This window comes from Curtobacterium sp. MCSS17_015, from assembly GCF_003234265.2.
Taxonomy (GTDB): domain Bacteria; phylum Actinomycetota; class Actinomycetes; order Actinomycetales; family Microbacteriaceae; genus Curtobacterium.
The window spans coordinates 724,571-744,144 of the sequence record NZ_CP126256.1; the positions used below are offsets into that span (position 1 = coordinate 724,571).

Here is a 19,574-nt window from a genome sequence, read left to right on the forward strand (position 1 = left end):
TGGTTCGACGTGCCGGACGGCGAGTGCGTCGTCGGGCGGAGGCGAGGCGGGTGCGGGGGCCACGGGAAGGGCCGCTGCGCAACCTGAAACCTTGCAGGCTCCGCAACTTTACATCCGTTGCGTTCTGGAAGCAACCATCTCCGCGCACCGTACGATGACGGCGTGTCCCAGGACGATCGCCCCGAGGCCGAACGACTGCTCCGCCGCCAACTCGACCGGCTGTGGGTGCGGCAGACCCTCCGCACCGTGCTCATCGAGCAGTCCGGCGGGCTCGACCCCACCGCGCGGGTGATCCTGCGCGCCGTCGAGCGGCTCGGCGAGGTGCGGTCGACCGTCGTCGCCGAGCGAACCGGCCTGTCCCGCCCCGTCGTCAGTCGTCGGGTGGCCGGGCTCGTCGAGGCGGGCTACGTCCGGACGACGCCGGACCCCGCCGATGGTCGCGCGGCCCTCCTCGCCCTCGCACCGGCCGGTCGGGCGCTGCTCGACGAGCTCGATGCACAGGGGGACGCGGTGTTCGACGACGTCACGAGCGTGTTCGACGGCGACGAACTGCGCGACCTGGCCCGACTGCTGGCCCGCTTCAACGACCGGGCAGCCGAGGTGCTGGGGACGGGAGACGAGGCTGCCGGGGCGGCGCAGGGGCAGTGAGCGGTCGGTGGCTCCGGCTGCTCAGCCCAGCTCGGCCAGCACCCCGTCGACGACCTCCTCCGGCCCACCCTCGCCGTGCCGGGCCCACCACGTGAGCGCCGCGTCGGCCGCCGCCGCGAACACCGCGCACCGCACCTGGACGCCGAGGTCGTCCTCCGGCACGCCGTCACGGGCGGCGACGAAGGCGACGAGGGTGTGCTCGAGTTCGGTGACGAAGAAGGCCCCCTCCTGTCGCAGGCTCGGGTTCGCCCCGATCACCCGGAGCCGCCGTCGCGTCACCTCGAGGGCGTCGGTGGGGAACGTCGCGGCGACCCGGTAGGCCCCGCGGAGTGCCGTGGCAGCGGGCTCGTCGGTGGGGCGGTCGGTCAGGGCGTCCTCGAACCGCTCGCGGAACTCGTCGAGTCCGCCCCACACGAGGGCGCCCTTCGTCGGGAACAGCCGGAAGAGCGACCGTCGGCTGACCCCGGCCTCGGCAGCCACGTCGTCCATGGACACGCTGTCGTACCCGCGCTCGTCGAACAGCCGGAGGGCCACGAGGGACACCGCGTCGGGGTCGATCGTCCGCGGTCGGCCGGTCGGTCGGTCGTTCATGGCACCCTTTCGGCACTCAGTGCTACAACTGTGGTGCGCAGTCAGCGCGACTCAGCGAGGAGACACCCATGACCGACACCACCGCCGGACGCTTCGCCGGCTCCACCATCATCGTCACCGGAGCGGGCTCCGGCATCGGGCGCGCCACGGCGACCCGGATCGCACGGGAGGGCGGCCGCGTCATCGCCACGGACGTCGTCGCCGAGCGCCTCGACGACCTGCGTACCGAGCTCGACGGTCTCGACGTCGAGACCGTCGTCGGCGACGTCGCCGCGAGCGAGACCATCGACGCGCTCCTGGCCGCCGCGGGCGACCGCGTCGACGGGATCGCCAACGTCGCCGGGATCATGGATGCGTTCCTGCCGCCGGACGAGGTCGACGACGCCACCTGGGAGCGCGTGTTCAGCGTCAACGTCACCGGCCCGATGCGTCTCACCCGCGCCGTCCTGCCGCTCATGATCGCGGCCGGCAAGGGCTCGGTCGTCAACGTCGCCTCGGAGGCGGCGCTCAAGGCCTCCGCCGCGGGTGCCGCCTACACGTCCTCGAAGCACGCGATCGCCGGCTACACCAAGAGCGTCGCCTTCTTCCACGGTCCGCAGGGCATCCGCGCGAACGCGGTGGCACCCGGCGCCGTCGCCACGAACATCGAGGCCCCGATGCGGAGCGAGTACGCCGCTCGCCGGGTCGGCCCGATCATGCAGACCACGATCCCGCCGGTCGCCCAGCCGGAGCAGCTCGCGGCCGCCATCACCTGGCTGCTCAGCGACGACTCCGCGAACGTCAACGGAGCGGTCCTGCCGAGCGACGGCGGCTGGTCGGTCGTCTGAGTCGGCCCCGGGGCGCACGGGAGGTCCGTCGGCGACCCCGCCACGGGCCTCCCGTCCGTCCGCTGCGCCCCGTGCCGTCTGGGGTGCAGCCGGAAAACGGGATACCGTTCCTCCTATGAGCACCGAGACGAACACCCCCACCGAAGCAGTCGACGAGGAGCCCGTGATCACCTTCGCCGACCTCGGGCTCAGCGACCCCGTCCTCAAGGCCGTCAAGGAGATCGGGTACGAGACCCCCTCCGCGATCCAGGCCGCCACCATCCCCACCCTGCTCGAGGGCCGCGACGTCGTCGGCCTCGCGCAGACCGGTACCGGCAAGACGGCGGCCTTCGCGCTGCCCGTCCTGAGCCGCATGGAGTCCGGCGCGAAGCTGCCGCAGGCGCTCGTGCTGTCCCCGACCCGTGAGCTCGCGCTCCAGGTCTGCGAGGCGTTCGAGCAGTACGCGTCGCACATGAAGAACGTCCACGTCCTGCCCGTCTACGGCGGCCAGGCCTACGGCGTGCAGCTGTCCGCACTGCGCCGCGGCGTCGACGTCGTCGTGGGCACGCCCGGCCGTATCATGGACCACATCGCGAAGGGCACGCTCGACCTGTCCGAGCTGAAGTACCTCGTGCTCGACGAGGCCGACGAGATGCTCAAGATGGGCTTCGCCGAGGACGTCGAGACGATCCTCGCCGAGACCCCGGACACGAAGCAGGTGGCGCTGTTCTCGGCGACGATGCCCGCGCAGATCCGTCGCATCTCGAAGCAGTACCTCAACGACCCGGCCGAGATCACGGTCAAGGCGAAGACGACCACCTCGGCGAACACCACGCAGCGGTACCTGATCGTGTCGTACCCGCAGAAGGTCGACGCGCTCACCCGCATCCTCGAGGTCGAGGACTTCGAGGGCATGATCATCTTCGTCCGCACCAAGAGCGAGACCGAGACCCTGGCCGAGAAGCTCCGTGCCCGCGGGTACGCGGCAGCGGCGATCAGCGGTGACGTGGCGCAGGCCCAGCGTGAGCGCACCGTCAACCAGCTGAAGTCCGGCAAGCTCGACATCCTCGTCGCGACCGACGTCGCCGCCCGTGGGCTCGACGTCGACCGCATCACCCACGTGGTGAACTTCGACATCCCGGTCGACACCGAGTCCTACGTGCACCGCATCGGCCGCACCGGTCGTGCCGGTCGTTCGGGTGCCGCGATCAGCTTCGTCACCCCGCGCGAGCGTCGCCTGCTCACCGCGATCGAGCGGGCCACGCGGCAACCGCTCACGCAGATGCAACTGCCGAGCGTCGAGGACGTCAACTCGACGCGACTCACCCGCTTCGACGACGCCATCACCGCGGCCCTCGAGCAGCAGTCGCGCATCACGGCGTTCCGCGACATCATCGCCCACTACGTCGAGCACCACGACGTCCCCGAGTCCGACGTGGCCGCCGCCCTCGCCGTGGTCGCACAGGGGGACACCCCGCTCCTCCTCGACCCGTCCGACGACCGCGTCCGCCAGCAGGCCGAGCGCGACGACCGCCGCAGCCGCGACGACCGTCCCGCACGTGACGACGACGGCGACCGTGGGGACCGTCGTCGCCGGTCGGTGCCGATGACGGCCTACCGCATCGAGGTCGGCCGACGTCACCGCGTCGAGCCCCGTCAGATCGTCGGCGCCCTCGCGAACGAGGGCGGCCTGCGTCGCGACGACTTCGGTGCCATCCAGATCCGGCCGGACTTCTCGATCGTGGAGCTGCCGACGGACATGGGCTCCGACGTCCTCGACCGGCTGCGGGACACCCGGATCAGCGGCAAGCTCATCGAGATCCAGCCCGACCGCCGCGGACCGATCCGCCGCGACAGCGGGACGCGCCGTGACGGCGGACGCTACGGCGACCGTGACGACCGCGGTGGTCGTGACGACCGCGGCCACGGTGACGACCGCCCGTTCCGCAAGCCGCGGCAGACGCGCGACTGACGCCGTCGCTCGCAGACGCGAGCACCTGCTGACGGGAGGCCCGGTACCACTGGTACCGGGCCTCCCGTCGTTCCTGGACGCACCCTGGTGCGCGTCGTCACGGATTGGGTATGGTGGGCACCGTCAGAGCCTCCGGGGGATCTTCTGCGCGGGGGTGCAGGTACGAAGAGAAGAGGGGTTCACCATGTCGCGTGTGCTTTCGACCGAACAGGCGAAGACCGCCATCCGTCAGATCCAGTCCATCGTGAACGGTGGGTTCACGGACCAGATCTCGCAGCTCGACGCCCAGGGGCGCATCCTGTCCGACTCGAACGTGTGGGACGGCCCGCTCGCGGCGAACTTCCGTGGCTCGACGTGGCCGGAGACCAAGGCTGCGCTCGACAAGGCGAAGACCGAGCTCGAGCAGCTCCGCACGCAGCTCGACAAGATCTCGCAGGACATCTTCACCGCGGGTGGCGGCGCGTAACACCGCCCGTACAGTGCCCGGGTCGTCGACGAGCTCGACGGCCCGGGCTGCTGTCGTCTCCGATGACCGGTCCCTGACCGCCGGAGAGCCTGACCGCCGGAGAGCACGAGCAGCAGGACCAGCGCGGCCGGCAGGGCAGACGCGGCCGCGAGCACGACCAGAACGACCAGAACGACCAGCACGACGACCGGGGGACAGATCATGGCCGACCTGCACGGAGCGGAACCGCTCGAGTTCGACAACGGCACCGCCGACGCGCTCATCGCCGAGCTGACGTCCTCGGCCGACTCGATCGACGGGCAGGCAGGCAGCCGCTCCTCCTACGTCAGCACCGCCGCGCAGGAGTTCCGCGGGCACTTCGCCGACCTGTTCGGACAGAACGCCTCGACGGCCGCCAGCGACGCCACGCGCCTGACCGGGACGCTCCGCGAGGTCGCCGGATGGGTCCGGACGCTCAAGACCGCCGCCGAGCAGGAGAACGCCCGCCGCAAGCGAGCCCGTGACTGGCAGGCCGAGCACGACTCCCGCAACTGGTTCGAGCAGGGCCACGACTGGCTCTTCGGCGAGGACAAGCCGCCGACGGAGGAAGCGGAACCGGCACCCGTGTTCCACGCGAGCACCCCGCCCACGACCGCTCGACAGACGCCGACGCCCGGTTCCGGTGGTGGTGGCGGCGGCGGGACGTCGTCCGCTCGCCCCGACGACCTGCGCTCCTTCGCCACGGGGTCGTCGTCGTTGAACGGACAGCTCTCCGGTCGTGGTTCCGCGCTGCGCGGCAAGCTCGACGACTTCGCCTCCCGCTGCAAGTGGGGGAGCATCAGCGCCCACGGTGTCGCGACCGCGATCGACAAGTGGCTCGAGGCGAACGAGACCGACGTGTCCTGGGCGAACACGGTCGCCTCGGCCTTCGAGGCGGCGGGGGGCAGCGGCTCGGTGTCGACCGTGTCCGACGTGGCGCTCGCGGCCGCGTTGCAGGGCGCCGGGGTCTCGGCTGAGCGCTCCGGCCTGACCATCGAGCCGCCGCAGGCGTTCGGCGCGGTGCCGACCACCGGCTACTCGATGGACCCCATCAACACCTCGACCGGCAACTTCCTCGAGTCGGAACTCGACCTCGGGTTCGCCGGAGCGTCCGAGTCGCTCCGGCTCACCCGCATGTACAACTCGCTCGACGACCGTTCCGGACTGTTCGGGCCGGGCTGGGCATCCGTCCTCGAGACGCGGCTCGACGTCGACGACGAGGGCGTCTCCCTGACCCAGGCCGACGGCCGAGTCCTCCGCTTTCCCCGCGACGGGGACGGCTGGGCCACGGCGGTGGAGGAGTACCTGCGACTGACGCGCGAGGACGACCGGCTCGTCGTCCGTGACTCCACCGGTGCGTGGTGGGCGTTCTCACCGGCCGGCACCTGGCTGGCAGCCGGATCCGGCCCCGGCACGACGATGACCGTCGAGCGGGACGCCGACGGTGCGCTGACGCGTCTCGCCCACGAGCGCGGGCGCTGGATCGACGTCGAGACGCTCGACGGACGGGTCGTCGTCGCCCGCGCCTCGGACGGGCGCCGGGTCGAGTACGCGTACGACGAGGCCGGGCGGCTCACGCACGTCCACGGCGCGACCGGCACCCGCACGTACGAGTGGGGCGACGCGGGGCTCGTCGTCGCGGTCGTCGACGAGGACGGTGTCGTCGAGGCCCGCAACACCTACGACGAACGGCGCCGCGTCGTCGAGCAGGTGAGCCCGCACGGCCGCACGGTCCGGTTCGCCTACCTGCCAGGTCGGGTGACCGTCGTGTCCGACCCGGACGGCGGACGCTCGAACACCTGGATCTCCGACGCGAAGGGTCGGCTGGTCGGGGTCGTCGACACCGACGACGCCCGCCAGTCGATGCAGTACGACGCCCGCGGCCGCCTGGTCTCCGTCACCGACCGTTCCGGAGCCGTGACGGTCCACGCGGTCGACGCCCGCGGCCGCCGCACCCGGACGGTGACGCCCTCAGGGGCGGACATCACCTACGGGTACGACGAACGCGACCGGGTGACCACCGTCGTCACCGAGACCGGCTCCGTCGTCACCTACGAGTACGTCGGCGACGACCGGGACCCCTCCGTCGTCGTCGACCCCGAGGGCGGGCGGAGCGAACTCACATGGGAGCGGGGACTCCTGCGGCGCGCGGTGGACCCGACCGGGGTGGTCGTCGAGCTCGAGCACGACGAGCACGGCGAGCTCGTCGCCACCCGGAACGCCCTGGGCGACGTCATGCGGGTCGAGCGCGACCCCGCCGGACGCCCGACCGCCGTGGTGATGCCGTCCGGTGCGCGGACCGAGTACCGCTACGACCAAGCCGGCCGGGTGACCTCCCGCCGGGACGCGGACGGCGCGGTGTGGTCGTTCGAGCACGAGGGGACCCGCCTCGTCGCCACGACCGATCCGACCGGCGCACGGACGACCTACGGGTACGGCACGAACGGCGAGTTCGAGCGCACGACCGACCCGCTCGGACGCACCACGTCCCGGACCTTCGACGACCTCGGCAACCTCGCCGCGCTCGACCTGCCCGACGGCGGCCACTGGACCTTCGTCCACGACCCGCTCTCCCGCCTCCGCGAGACGGTCGACCCCGCGGGGCAGGTGTGGCGCCGCGACCACGACCGGAACGGCGACCTCACCGGCGTGACCGACCCCACCGGCCAGCGTGTCGAGGGCACCACGGACCTGTCGACGGGCGTCGCCACCCTCCGTGACGCGTTCGGCACCACGACGGTGCGCTCCGACCAGTACGGCCGACCGGTCGAGGTCGCGAGTGCGGACGGCACCGCCGAGCTCGTCACGTACGACCGCTGCGGCCGACCGGTCGAACTCGTCGACGGCGAGGGCGGACTGACCCGTCTCGAACGCGACCTCGCCGGCCGGGTGACCGCGGTCGTCGAGCCCTCGGGTGCCCGGACCACGTACGAGTACGACGCCTGCGGCCGTCCGGTCGCGAGCACCGACTCGCTCGGCGCGCGGACGGAGCTCGGGTACGACGCCGACGGCCGGGTCGTCACGCGGACCTTGCCCACCGGCGACGTCGAACGCACTGCCTACGACGCGGTGGGCCGACCGGTGTCGCGGACCACTCCGGGTGCCGGCACGTCCCGCTGGCGCTGGGACGCCGCCGGACGACTCGTCGCCACGCAGGACGTCCGGTCCGGGCAGCGACGCTTCCGGTACGACGCCGCCGGACAGCTCGTCGAGGCCGTCGACGGACTCGGCGGGGTGACCCGGTTCGACCACGACCTCCGTGGGCGCGTGACGAGCGTCACCGACCCGCTCGGCGGCGTCACCCGGTACGAGTACGACCAGGCCGACCGGGTGGTGGCCGTGTCGGACCCGCTCGGCCGCAGGTCGACGGCGTCCTACGACGCGGCCGGTCGACAGACCGGGCAGACCGACCCCGACGGGCACACCACCACGTGGACGTTCGAGGACGGCGGTCGGCAGACCACCGTGGCGGTGGACGGTCGCACGGTGTCCGAGGTGCGCGTCGACCGGGCGGCTCGGAGCATCGTGGTCACGGACCACAGCGGTGGTGCCGGTCGCGCGTTCGACCACGAACTCCGGTACGACCGGCGTGGGCTGCTCGTCTCGCGGAGCCGGGGGGACCGCGCCGTCGTCTGGGAGTACGACGCCGACGGCCGCAGGACCGCCCGGACCGACCCCGACGGCACCCGGACGGTGTACCGCCGCGACGCAGCCGGCCGGGTCGTCGCCGTCCAGCGGGCCGACCTGCCCGACGTCTCGTTCGTCCTCGACCCGGTCGGCCGACCGGTGCAGGCAGCGGCGGGCGACGTCGTGCACGCCTGGAGCTGGGAGCGCGGCCGGCTCGTCACGCACACCACCACGACGACCGACGGCGTCGAGGTCGCTCGCGTCGAACACGACGCCGAGGACCGGATCCGCGCGGTCGTGTACGGGGACGGCACGACCTCGTACACGCACGACGCCGCCGGACAGCTCGTCCGCGCCGAGCGTCCCGACGGCAGCGTCTCCACCTGGGAGTACGACGCCGCCGGACGACTCGTCGCGGAGCGCTCCGGCGACACCTCCCTGCGCCACGAGCACGACGCCGCCGGGCAGCTCGTCGCGAGCACCGACGTCGCGACCGGCGCACGGGTGGAGTACGTCTCCGACGGGCTCGGGCGACGGGCCCGACGGACCGCCGCCGACGGCTCGACGACCGAGTACGCGTGGGACGACCTCGGGTACCTCGCCGGCGTGGTCGAGCGGGACGCGACGTACGTCGAGACCGGCGGGCACCGTATCCGGGTGGACGTCCTCGGCGAACCGCTCGAGGTCGACGGTGCCGAGACCTGGTGGGACAGCGCCGCCCCGCTCCCGTCGCTGACGTCGATCGGCGGCACGGCGGTCCTGGGTCTGGCGGGTGGCATCACCGCGGTCGGGGGCACGTGGGCTGCTCCGTCGTGGCGACCGGGTCGGGCGACGGACCTCGCCGACCCGTGGCGTGCGTCCGGAGCGACGGCCGGTCCCGGGGCGACGGGCGCGGCCGACGCGCCCCCGGGCCTCCCTGCCGGTGTCGGCCTGAGCGTCACGGGCGGTCTGGCGATCGCCGGGCTCGAGTGGCTCGGCGCCCGCGTGTACGACCCGGTGGCGCGCGGCTTCCTGTCCGTCGACCCGCTGCCGCCTGTGATCGGGACGGCGTGGGCCGCGAACCCCTACGCGTACGCGGGGAACGACCCGCTGCACGCGGCCGACCCGCTCGGGCTCCGGCCGGCGACGGACGCGGACCTGCAGGCGTACCAGGCGGAGCACGGCAGCCACTGGGAGTACGTGGCCGCCGGGGTCGTCGGCGCGATCGGCGTCGGCATCGGCGTGGCGCTGCTGTTCACCGGGGTGGGGGGACCCGCGGGCATCGCGCTCATGGCGGCGTCGGGCGCGATGGTCAGCGGAGCGATCTCGACGGCGTCCCAGAAGGCCACCAAGGGCACGGTCGACTGGGGGCAGGTCGCGGTGGACACCGCAGTGGGCGGGATCACCGGTGCCGTCGGCGGCGGCGGGATGATGGTCGCGAGCCGGGCGGCGGCAGCAGCGTCGTCGACCAGCCGCTTGGCGGGTGCCGCGGCCGTCAACGCCTCGGTCAACGGTGCTGTCGGAGCCACGAGCAGCGGCGTCTCGTACGCCGTGAACCACGAGGGGGAGTGGAACAACCGTGACTTCCTCGCGCACGTGGCGGGTGGTGGCGCGAGTTCCGCGCTCGGCAGCATGGCGGGGCCGGCCGGGGGGACCTTCGCGCAGCGCTTCGGGCAGACGACCACCTCGGTGACCGCTCGCGTCGCGACGCTCGGGTTCGGCGGCGGGAGCAGCGTCATCGGCGGCGCCGCGGACAACCTCATCGCAGGCAAGCCCACGTCGGTGTCCGACGTCCTGTGGAACACCGGCACGGGCGTCGTCGGAGCGTCCGTACCGGGCGGGCAGTCTCCGAGCGCGTCGCTCAACCAGATGGCGCAGACGAACATCCGGACCTTCGAAGGCGTCTTCAGCGGGTCGACCAACGCAGTTCGGCTGTGGCAGTCCGCGGGTGTCGGCGGCAGCCTCGGGGTCGGGACGGACGCGGCGCAGTCGTGGCTGAAGGACCAGGGGGTCTACCCTCAGTGACCATGACGAAGGAGTGGCGAGGCCAGCGACAGCACCCCGTCACGCTGATCGCCGCCGTGGTCGGAGCGGGCGTCGGACTCCTCGTGCCGCTCATGGTCGTCGGGGACCAGGCCGGACGGGCCGCACCGTACCTGGCGGTCGGCTTCGTCGGGGGGCTGTTGCTCGGGGTCGTGGCGTTCTCCCTGCTCCGGCCGGGGTGGTCGGGACTCGTGCTCGTCGCGGCCATGTTCGCTGCCATGTTCCTGTTCAACCGGGTGCTCGACGGGTGGAGCGTGGCGCTGCCACCGTGGATCCTCGCCAGCTTCGCCGGGTCGGTCTTCGGTGCGCATCTCCGATGGCTGGCTGAGCGCAGGCGCCGGACCTGAGTTCGTCGCGGGTCTCGTGTGGACGGGCGCCTTCGCCGTGTTCCGCCCGGCGACGGCGTCGCTGCTCCTCGTCGTGGGGATCGTCGGCGCGGTGTTCCTGTTCACCCGCGTCCTCGACGGGTGGGACGCCGCTCTGCTGCCGTGGATCATGTGCAGCTTCGCGGGCTCGGTGTTCGGAGCACACGTGCGCTGGCTCGTCAACGGTCGCGCACCGCGGTGACCGACGCCGCACGATCCTCGCGCGTGCGCGTGCGCGTGGTCACGCCGTGGCCCTGGTCGCTGCTGCTTGCCGGTCCGTCGTGGGCATCGCGGTCCCGGTGGGCATCCCCGGGGCCTCGTGGCCGCTGAGCCGCGGTCAGCGAGGGAGCGCGTGGACCCACTCGCGGAACGACTCCAGCGCCTCGCCCTGCAGCTGGACCGTCGGCGGCGTCTCCAGCGGGTCGACGAGCAGCGTCAGGCTCTCGGCGGGAGCGTGCCGGAGCCATCGCCCGGCGGGGGAGTCGTCGGCAGCGTCGTCCGGCCACATGAGGAAGGCGATCGGCGGCTGGTTGACGTTCTCGGCGGTGTTCAGGTCGTGGTCGACGAGCTGCTGGACCTCGCGCACCGCGAACACCGGTGAGACCGATCCGTCGAAGAGCATGACGCCGGGGATGGTCTTGCCTTTGCGGCCGATGGGCAACGGCACGCACCGGGCGGTGACGGCGTCGGACCGCCAGGGTTCCAGCGACCCGAGATCGACCGGTTCCGCGTTCTGTCGTGCTCGCCCGAACAGCATGTGCCGAGTCTAGGCCTGGGATCCGGGGCGGGACGGGGAGCGGGACGCGCGTCCCCAGATCGGGGCGTGGTGCTGACAGTGGTCGCCTGGCTGCGGTAGACAAGACAGCACGCCGACGTCGCCAGGGAGCGACGTCGCGCGGAGGGGAGCGACCGACGGGACCCGGGACCGCCGCCGACCCCGCTGCCACTCCCGTGCTCGGCAACCGCGCGCACGGGGCTTCGGGATCAGGAGGGGACGCCGTGCACAGCTTCCACGGTTCACCGGGGGCACGCCGATGACGGCGGTCGAGGTCGGGCGCCAGGACCGGCGACGACTCGAGGTCGGCACCCCTCGCCGCCGGCTCGTCGCCGTCCGGACCGTCGCCGTGCTCGCGGCCGTCTCCGGTATCAACTACATCGCGTGGCGGTGGGTGGCCTCGGTGAACTGGCACTCGTGGTGGATCGCCGTGCCGTTGATCCTCGCCGAGACGTACAGCGTCATCGACTCGGTGCTCTTCGCCTTCGGGGCGTGGAAGCTCCGGGAACGCGGCGAGCCACCGACCCCGCCGAAGGACCCGGTCACCGTCGACGTCTTCATCACGACGTACAACGAGCCGATCGACCTCGTCATGCGCACCGCGCGTGCAGCGAAGGCGATCCGCCACCCGCACGAGACGTGGATCCTCGACGACGGCAACCGTCCGGAGATGCGTGCCGCGGCGGAGGCCGAGGGGCTCGGCGTCATCACGCGCGGCAAGGACTGGGTGGACCGCCCACGTCACGCCAAGGCCGGCAACCTCAACAACGCGCTGCTCGCCACGCAGGGCGAGTTCCTGCTCATCCTCGACGCCGACCAGGTGCCGGACCCTGCCATCCTCGACCGGACGCTCGGGTACTTCAAGGACGAGCGCATGGCGCTCGTGCAGACCCCGCAGTGGTTCGAGAACGTCCCGGAGTCCGACCCGCTCGGCAGCCAGGCGCCGCTGTTCTACGGGCCGATCCAGCAGTCGAAGGACGGCTGGAACGCGGCGTTCTTCTGCGGGTCCAACGCGATCCTCCGGCGGGAGGCCCTCATGCAGCTCGGCATCACGCGGTACGTCCGCGAGGTCGAGACGAGCGTGCAGCGCACGGTCAAGACCGCGAAGAAGCTCCTCGCCCGCGCGCGCGAGACCGAGACCGACCCCCGCGTGCTCACCGCTCTCGACGACGCGGAGATCGTCGTCGACCAGGCGCGGGCGGACATCGCGGCGGGCGAGCCGCTCGGCGACGTCACCTACCGGTTCCAGCGGGGCATCGACGCGATCGCGTTCCGGTTCGCCGCGGCGGACCTCGACGCAGTCCGCGCCGAACTGCAGGAACTCGCGGCGATGTCGACCGACGCCAACACCTTCGCGGGTCTCGACGACGCCGCGCTGGACGTGCTCGGGCAGCGCGACGCGTCGCCGGTGGCGGCGATCGAGGCGATCGCCGTGCTGACCCGCGCGCTCGACGTGAACCGTGACGACGAGGCGCAGCCGATCATGCCGCTGGCGACGATCTCGGTGACCGAGGACATGGCGACCGCCATGCGCCTGCACGGTCTCGGCTGGAAGTCGGCGTACCACGACGAGATCCTCGCGAAGGGCCTGGCACCCGAGGACCTCCAGACGATGCTCGTGCAGCGGCTCCGCTGGGCGCAGGGCACCATGCAGGTGTTCTTCCGCGAGAACCCGCTCGTGCAGAAGGGCCTGTCGTTCGGGCAGCGCCTCATGTACTTCTCGACGATGTGGAGCTACCTGTCGGGTTTCGCCGCGGTCGTCTACATCGCCGCACCGGTCCTCTGCCTGTCCTTCGGCGTGGTGCCGGTCCAGGCGTACAGCGTCGACTTCTTCGCCCGGCTCATCCCGTTCCTGGTGCTCAACCAGTTGCTGTTCTGGGTGGTGGCCGCGGGCAGACCGACCTGGCGTGGGCAGCAGTACTCCCTCGCGCTGTTCCCGGTGTGGATCGAATCGGTGACGAGTGCGTTCGAGAACGTCTTCCGCGGCAAGCCCCTCGGCTTCCGTGTGACGCCGAAGGTGCGCGACGAGTCCGAGGCGCGACCGCGGTGGGACCTGGTCAAGCCGCAGCTCATCGCGATGGGGGCGCTGGTCGCCGCACTCGTGATCATCGGGATCCGCTACCTGGCCGGGCAGGCCGAGGGCATCGCGCCGCTCGTCAACACCGCCTGGGTCGTCTTCGACCTGTTCATCTTCAGCATCGTCATCCGTGCGGTGCGCTACCGCGGGCCCGAGGCCGAGATGCCCCTGGCCCACGAATCGACCACGGTCGGAGGACCCCTGTGAACGTGCACGCCAGCATCGACGTCCCCGCGGTCCCGGCGTCCCTCGACACCGTGCAGGACACGTTCGGGTCGTGGTGGGAGGGCCTGGCGATCGACGACGCCTCGCTGCGGTTCCGGTTCGAGACCGCGCTCGTCGAGATCGCGGCCAACGTGATCGAGCACACGCGCCGGTCGGACGTCGGCCAGGGCCGTCGGTTCCTGCTCGACCTCGGCACGGACGGCGACGACCTCGTCGCGGTCCTGTCCGACAACGGCATGCCGGTCGACATCGACCTCAGCGAGGTCACCATGGCGGACCCGGAGGACGAAGGAGGCCGCGGGCTCGCCCTGGCCATCGCCGCCCTCGACCACCTCGAGCACAGTCACCAGGGTGGCCGCAACGTCTGGACGCTGGTGTGCGCTCGTTGAAGCGGCACGCGGCGAAGGCCGTCGCGCTCCTCGTCACGCTCGGCGTGCTCCTGCTCGGGGGAGCACTGCCAGCAGAGGCGGTGACGCCCGGTGTCCGCGAGCCCGCGAGCGGCAAGACCTGGTTCGGTCCGGACCTCGACTGGGGCTCGGACTCCCCGGACGGCTACGAGGGACGACTCGGCGCGACGCCGTCGATGTACGGCGTCGAGGTCGCGTACCCGATCGACCGGTCCGCTGAACGGGAACTCCTGCGTGCGACCCGCGCGGCTGCCGCGCAGGGTGCCGTGCTCGTGGTGAGCCTCGAGCCCGACCGTGCGCTCCGGACCCTCACGAAGGCGGACGCACGCCGGGCGAACACGCTCCTGCAGGAGATCAACCGGCAGTACGGCACGCAGCTGCTGGTCCGCTTCGCCCCGCAGATGAACGGCACGTGGGTGCGCTGGGGGCAACAGCCGACGCAGTTCATCCGGGCCTTCCGGGCGCTCGCGGCCCAGGTGCACGCGGGCGATTCGCACGCCCGCATGGTGTGGCAGCCGTCGTACGGCGCCGGCTACCCCTTCGGCTCCTCCGCCGGGCGACTGGCCGACCTGTCGGCGACCGACACCGACAAGCTCGACACGAGCGGCGACGGGCAACTCACCGAGGCTGACGACCCGTACCTGCCCTACTGGCCGGGCGATGCGTCCGTCGACTGGGTCGGGCTGTCGATGTTCTACTTCGGCAAGGGGGCGGCGACGCAGGCCGCCGGACGTGACGTCCCGCTGACCCGGAACGACGTGCCCGAGTCCGACGAGGTCGCGCAGCGCTTCGCCGAGACGTGGGGCTACCAACGGCCCCAGTCGGAGACGTTCACCGAGCGCTTCGCCGAGGGCCGGGACCTGCCGATGCTCCTCGACACCGGCGCGCTCTACGACCACTCGCTCCGCGGGGATGCAGAACTGCCCGTCAAGCAGGGGTGGTGGCGGCAGGTCATCGACTCCGTCCGGGACCACCCGGAGATCCGCGGTGTGACGTACATCGACGCGATCCGGCGCGAGCCCGAAGCGGGCAACCGGCCCGCGGACTGGCGGTTCGCGAAGGCGCCCGGGGTCGCCGGGTCCTTCCGCACCGACATGCAGGAGTCCGACCGCTTCGTCTTCGGCCCCGTCACCGACCGGGTCACCCCGCAGCAGGGCGCCGAGGCCACCAACCAGCAGCTCGACACCGGCGGCGACCAGATGGCGTGGATCGTCTGGCTGGCGGCCGGCCTCGCGGTCGTGTTCGTGCTGAGCGGACTGGTCGGGCGGCTCGTGCCGAGCTGGCGGTACCCCGACGACGGCAAGCCCGGACGCGATCTGCGCCTCGACCTGTTCCGCGGGTTCATCATCCTCGCGGTGGTGATCACGCACATCGAGGTGTCCGGTCCGTACTCGTACCTCACGCTGCACGCGGTGGGCGCGATCACCGGCGCCGAGATGTTCGTGTTCCTGTCCGGCATGGTCCTCGGCATGGTCTACCCGCTCGGTGTCGCGAAGTTCGGCGAGTGGGCCTCCGCGATCGGTGCGTTCAAACGCGCGCGGAAGCAGTACGTCGTGACGCTCGTGGTGATCCTCGTCGTCTTCGCACTGAGCTTCGTCCCGTTCCTCAACACGGACGCGATCACGACGTTCACCGACCGCGGCACCGGGACGGACGGTGTGCAGGCCGAGGGCCGCATCTACGACCTGTACCCGAACGCGATGCAGCTGCTCGCCTACCCGCCGCCCTGGTACGCGATCCGGCAGTTCCTGCTGCTCGAGATGGGCCCGTGGCCGTTCAACATCATGGGCCTGTTCGTGGTGCTGAGCCTGTTCATCCCGGTGTTCATGTGGGTCATCCGCCGCGGGTTCTGGTGGGCGCTGCTCATCGTCAGCTGGGCGCTCTACGTGTTCCAGGTGCTGAACCCGGCGTTCAAACCGGTCAACGCCCAGTTCGACGCGGTGTTCCCGCTGTTCATCTGGCAGGTCGTGTTCACGCACGGTCTCGTGCTCGGGTACTACCGACGCCAGATCACGCGGGCACTGACCGGACGGCTCGGCAAGGTCATCGTCGGCGTCCTGGTCTGCGGGTACGCGGCCTTCCTCGTCTACGTCTGGGCGGGGGACCGCTTCGGGTTCACCCCGGTGCCCTTCCCCGACGAGATGTACCGCGAGCTCTACAACACGGCGTACCAGCGCGTGGACCTGCAGTGGGGTCGTCTGGTCGACATCGCGTTCTTCGCGACGGTGTCGTACGCGATCCTCACGGTGTTCTGGAAGCCCGTGAACGCCGTCATCGGGTGGCTGTGGATCCCGCTCGGACAGGCCAGCCTCTACGTGTTCGTGTGGCAGGTGTTCTTCGCGCTCGTGATCGCCTCGATCCCCGTCGACTACGGCAACGTCTGGATCGGCACGATCACCCACACGGTGCTCATCCTGCTCGTCTGGTACATGGTGCGGAAGAAGTTCATGTTCTCGGTCATCCCACGCTGACGCGTGGAGCGCGACGCACGGCCTCCGACACCCGACGGGCGCCAGACGGACGGGAGGCCCGGTACCAGCTGGTACCGGGCCTCCCGTCCGTCAGGTCGTCGGTCCGTCGGTCAGCGCGACGCGATCGGCGTCGGGTCCACCGGGTCCGGCGGCACCGGCAGGGAGCCGCGGACCTGGTTCTGCGCCTGGCAGTCACTCGTGCAGTTCGTCGCACCCGCGCTCAGCTCGACGGCGTCCTCGCCGAGCACCCCGCCCATGCGTCCGCCCGGCTGCACGGTCCAGGTCGTGGTGGTGGCCGTCTGCGAGGTCTTCGTCGCGACCTGCGGGCTGTCCTTGCCGAGGAGCATCTGGTGCGTGCCGCTGCCCGAGGTCACCGCCGCGGTGCCGTCGCCGAAGTTGACCTTGCCCGTGTACGGGTTGACGAAGTAGAACAGGCCGGCGCCGAGGGTGTGCGTGAACGTCACCGGTCCGGCGAACTCGGTCTCCATCTGGAAGACGCCGCCCTGTGCACCGTCCTTGGCCTGGACCTTGAACTTGCCGGCGCCGGTGCTGAAGATCGCGACCAGGGTGTCGTCGCGGACCTCGAGCGAGGAGAGTCGTGTGCCGGCGAGCTGGGCGGCGGTCAGCGCCGGGACCTTCGAGGCGAACACGACGGTCGGCTTCGTCACCATCCGCTGGGTGTCCGGAGCGCCGGTGAGCGTGTAGTCGTACACCCCGAGGTCGGCGAGACGGATGTCGAATCCGTTGTGCTTGCCACGGACGGCGATCGTGCCGGACACCGCGGTGTCGCGGAGCCTGAAGTCCTTGCCGACCGCGGGGTTCGTCGTGGTGCCGTTGACGGTGACGGCGTAGTCCCCGCCGGTCGAGGTCTTGCCGGATGCCTGCGCCGGGGTGACCCCGACGAGGGGCGACCGCGGCGACCGCTGCGGCGACGACGGTGGCGGCGATGCCGACCGTGCGGCGACCCGCGGTGCGTGCGCGGTGGGTGGTCGTGGTGTCCATGGTGTGCCTCCTGTGCTCGGGGGCGGTGCGTCCCCTGGGCACGATCGTCGCCGGTCCGGCGGGACGGCACCATCGGACCTTGGTACTAGTACCCGGATCCCGGACGGCGGGCGCCCACCATCACCACCCGTGGTCCCGGGCCCAGAGGGCCGCACTCGTCCGGTCGGCGACACCGATCCGCCGGAAGACGCTGCCGACGTGCACCTTCACGGTCCGTTCGGCGATGCCGAGTTCCGAGGCGATCTGCCGGTTCGACAGACCGCGGGCCAGGCGCACCAGCACGTCGCGCTCGCGCGGGGGCAGGTCCGGAGCGTTCCGGTCGGCCTCGGCCCGGACGGGACCACCGGCGCCGTTCCGGGCAGGACCACCGGCACCGTGACCATCGCCACCGCGCGGGAGGAGGCCCCGGGCGATCCGCGGGTCGAGGGGCACCTCGTCCCGCGCCGTCGCCCGCACGGCGCGGACCACGTCGTCGGGGTCGGCGTCCTTGAGCAGGTAGCCGGTCGCCCCGGCGGTCAGCGCCGCGCGCACCCGTGCGTCGTCCGCGAACGTCGTGAGCACGAGCACCCGTGCCGTCGGGACCCGCTCGCGGAGTGCGGCTGTCGCGGCCACCCCGCCCGCGCCCGGCATCGACAGGTCCATCACCACGACGTCGGGCTGCAGGTCCTCAGCGAGTTCGACGGCCGCCTCACCCGTTCCGGCCTCACCGACCACCGTGCAGTCCGCTGTCGTGTCGAGCACCGCACGCAACCCGTTGCGGACGAGTGCGTGGTCGTCGGCGAGCAACACCCTCACCACCGGTCGCCCCGCACCGGCAGGGCGAACTCCCACGTGGTCCCGGCTCCCGGCGCGGTCCGGAGGTGCAGGGACCCGCCGGAGTCCTCGGCCACCTGTCGGAGCAGCGTGGTGCCGAGGTGGCCTTCCCGCCGGGTCGCGAGCACCGTCAGCGGGTCGAACCCGACGCCGTCGTCGGCCACCCGCACCGTCAGGTCCGCGTCTCGCCGCCGGACGACCACTTCGACCTGCGAGGCTCCGGCGTGCCGCACCGTGTTGGACACCGCCTCCCGCACGAACCGCACGGCCGCCGTGAGTGCGGCCGGCGGGGCGTCCACCCGGTCCGGTACGTCCAGGACGGTGGCGATGCCGGAGGCGTGGGCGCGCGCGGTGGCGTCGGCGAGCGCGGCACCGAGGCCGTCGCGGTCCGGGGCCGCCGGTTGCACCGCCGACATCACCGAGCGCAGCGCGGAGACCGCCCTGCGGAGGGTCGAGGCGGCGGCGTCGAGCGCTGTGGCGCTCGGTCCCGTCGCACCCCGCGCCACCGCGCCGAGCGAGAACGCGAGCCCGGCGACGTCCTGCACCGGTCCGTCGTGCAGGTCCGCGGCGATCCGGCGGCGCTCGGCGGTCTCGGCGTCCAGCGCACGGACCAGCAGCCGCTCGCGGTCCCGCTGGCCGGAGCGCAGGCGCAGCAGCAGCCAGAGGAGCACCGGCAGGAGCAGACCGATCACGACGGTCACCGTGCCGAAGGCGAGCGCCGCGAACGCGGTCCGCAGCGATGCCGAACTCTCCAGCACGGCGTCGTAGGGGTAGTAGACCTCGAGCAGCAGCGGGGCGCCGGAGGGGACGTGGACCGCCTGGTAGGCCTCGAGGAGCGGACCCTGCCCCCGCTCGTAGCGGTTCTCGGGTGCGGTCAGGTCGGACACCTCGGCATCGGACCGGTCCTCGGCGAGTGCTTCGAGGTCCTCGTCGGACAGGGTGAAGCGTTCGCCCGTCAGTCTGGGTTCATCGGACCAGAGCACGGTCCCGTCCGGTGCCCAGAGCTTGACGCGGACGGCGGCGCTCGCCGCGGTGGCACGGCGGACGGCGCGGTCGAGGCCGTCCAGCGCCTGGCGACGTTCGGCGGCGTCCGCATCCGGCTCGGCGATCGCGTCGCGGAGCGCGGGTTCGACGACGATCCGGGCGACGGTCGCGGTGTCGCGGCTGGCGTCCTCGACGGCGAAGCGTTCGGCGGTCCGCTGCGACACGAGCGTCCCGGCTGCGGCGACCGCGGTCCCGCCGAACACCGCCGCGAGCACGACCCCCACCAGGACTCGACGCCATGGGGT

15 protein-coding genes are annotated in these 19,574 nt (G+C 72.0%); 10 read left to right on the forward strand and 5 right to left on the reverse strand.

Annotated features, from left to right (window positions below):
• The first annotated feature begins 162 nt into the window (after positions 1-162).
• A complete protein-coding gene (locus tag DEJ18_RS03430; protein ID WP_181434112.1) occupies positions 163-648 on the forward strand; it encodes a MarR family transcriptional regulator in 486 nt (161 codons plus the stop codon).
• A 21-nt stretch (positions 649-669) separates the two neighbouring features.
• On the opposite strand, the gene DEJ18_RS03435 is transcribed toward DEJ18_RS03430, so the two are convergent.
• Positions 670-1,239 (reverse strand): TetR/AcrR family transcriptional regulator, encoded by a 570-nt coding sequence (locus tag DEJ18_RS03435; protein WP_111209560.1) that lies wholly within the window; start codon positions 1,237-1,239, stop codon positions 670-672.
• A 68-nt stretch (positions 1,240-1,307) separates the two neighbouring features.
• Here DEJ18_RS03435 and DEJ18_RS03440 point away from each other — a divergent pair, with 68 nt between their 5' ends.
• From DEJ18_RS03440 to DEJ18_RS03465, 6 genes are all read left to right on the forward strand, one after another.
• On the forward strand, positions 1,308-2,066 hold the full coding sequence (locus DEJ18_RS03440; RefSeq protein WP_111209561.1) for an SDR family NAD(P)-dependent oxidoreductase: 759 nt from the start codon (positions 1,308-1,310) through the stop codon (positions 2,064-2,066).
• A gap of 115 nt (positions 2,067-2,181) precedes the next feature.
• Positions 2,182-4,017: a DEAD/DEAH box helicase gene (locus tag DEJ18_RS03445; RefSeq protein ID WP_111209562.1), complete on the forward strand. Its 1,836-nt coding sequence runs from the start codon at positions 2,182-2,184 to the stop codon at positions 4,015-4,017.
• Between the two features lie 184 nt (positions 4,018-4,201).
• On the forward strand, positions 4,202-4,483 hold the full coding sequence (locus tag DEJ18_RS03450; RefSeq protein WP_110823592.1) for a pyrophosphorylase: 282 nt from the start codon (positions 4,202-4,204) through the stop codon (positions 4,481-4,483).
• A gap of 201 nt (positions 4,484-4,684) precedes the next feature.
• Positions 4,685-10,132: a DUF6531 domain-containing protein gene (locus DEJ18_RS03455; RefSeq protein WP_111209563.1), complete on the forward strand. Its 5,448-nt coding sequence runs from the start codon at positions 4,685-4,687 to the stop codon at positions 10,130-10,132.
• Positions 10,133-10,134: 2 nt separating this feature from the next.
• Positions 10,135-10,497 (forward strand): hypothetical protein, encoded by a 363-nt coding sequence (locus DEJ18_RS03460; protein ID WP_111081992.1) that lies wholly within the window; start codon positions 10,135-10,137, stop codon positions 10,495-10,497.
• Positions 10,454-10,717, forward strand: coding sequence for a hypothetical protein (locus tag DEJ18_RS03465; RefSeq protein ID WP_146241474.1), 264 nt, complete (start codon positions 10,454-10,456; stop codon positions 10,715-10,717). The genes DEJ18_RS03460 and DEJ18_RS03465 overlap by 44 nt, the downstream gene beginning before the upstream one ends.
• 135 nt (positions 10,718-10,852) lie before the next feature.
• Here the strand turns inward: DEJ18_RS03465 and DEJ18_RS03470 are convergent, their stop codons facing one another.
• Positions 10,853-11,272 carry a hypothetical protein gene (locus DEJ18_RS03470; RefSeq protein ID WP_111209565.1) on the reverse strand — a complete coding sequence of 140 codons (420 nt, stop codon included), beginning with the start codon at positions 11,270-11,272 and terminating at the stop codon, positions 10,853-10,855.
• Between the two features lie 277 nt (positions 11,273-11,549).
• On the opposite strand from DEJ18_RS03470, the gene DEJ18_RS03475 reads away from it, so the two are divergent.
• Genes DEJ18_RS03475 through DEJ18_RS03485 form a run of 3 tightly spaced genes read left to right on the forward strand, consistent with a single transcriptional unit; the run spans position 11,550 to position 16,470 of the window.
• The gene (locus tag DEJ18_RS03475) at positions 11,550-13,574 is read left to right on the forward strand and encodes a glycosyltransferase (protein WP_111209566.1); all 2,025 of its coding nucleotides are present in this window, start codon (positions 11,550-11,552) and stop codon (positions 13,572-13,574) included.
• Positions 13,575-13,576: 2 nt separating this feature from the next.
• Positions 13,577-13,981 carry an ATP-binding protein gene (locus DEJ18_RS03480; protein ID WP_181431182.1) on the forward strand — a complete coding sequence of 135 codons (405 nt, stop codon included), beginning with the start codon at positions 13,577-13,579 and terminating at the stop codon, positions 13,979-13,981.
• Entirely contained in the window at positions 13,969-16,470 is a 2,502-nt protein-coding gene (locus tag DEJ18_RS03485) for an OpgC domain-containing protein (protein ID WP_111209568.1), read from the forward strand. The genes DEJ18_RS03480 and DEJ18_RS03485 overlap by 13 nt, the downstream gene beginning before the upstream one ends.
• A gap of 110 nt (positions 16,471-16,580) precedes the next feature.
• On the opposite strand, the gene DEJ18_RS03490 is transcribed toward DEJ18_RS03485, so the two are convergent.
• The 3 genes from DEJ18_RS03490 to DEJ18_RS03500 form a co-directional block, all read right to left on the reverse strand.
• A complete protein-coding gene (locus DEJ18_RS03490) occupies positions 16,581-17,249 on the reverse strand; it encodes a hypothetical protein (RefSeq protein ID WP_111209569.1) in 669 nt (222 codons plus the stop codon).
• Between the two features lie 343 nt (positions 17,250-17,592).
• Entirely contained in the window at positions 17,593-18,261 is a 669-nt protein-coding gene (locus DEJ18_RS03495) for a response regulator (protein ID WP_284178649.1), read from the reverse strand.
• A 2-nt stretch (positions 18,262-18,263) separates the two neighbouring features.
• Positions 18,264-19,553: a sensor histidine kinase gene (locus DEJ18_RS03500; protein WP_111209571.1), complete on the reverse strand. Its 1,290-nt coding sequence runs from the start codon at positions 19,551-19,553 to the stop codon at positions 18,264-18,266.
• Between the last annotated feature and the right edge of the window lie 21 nt (positions 19,554-19,574).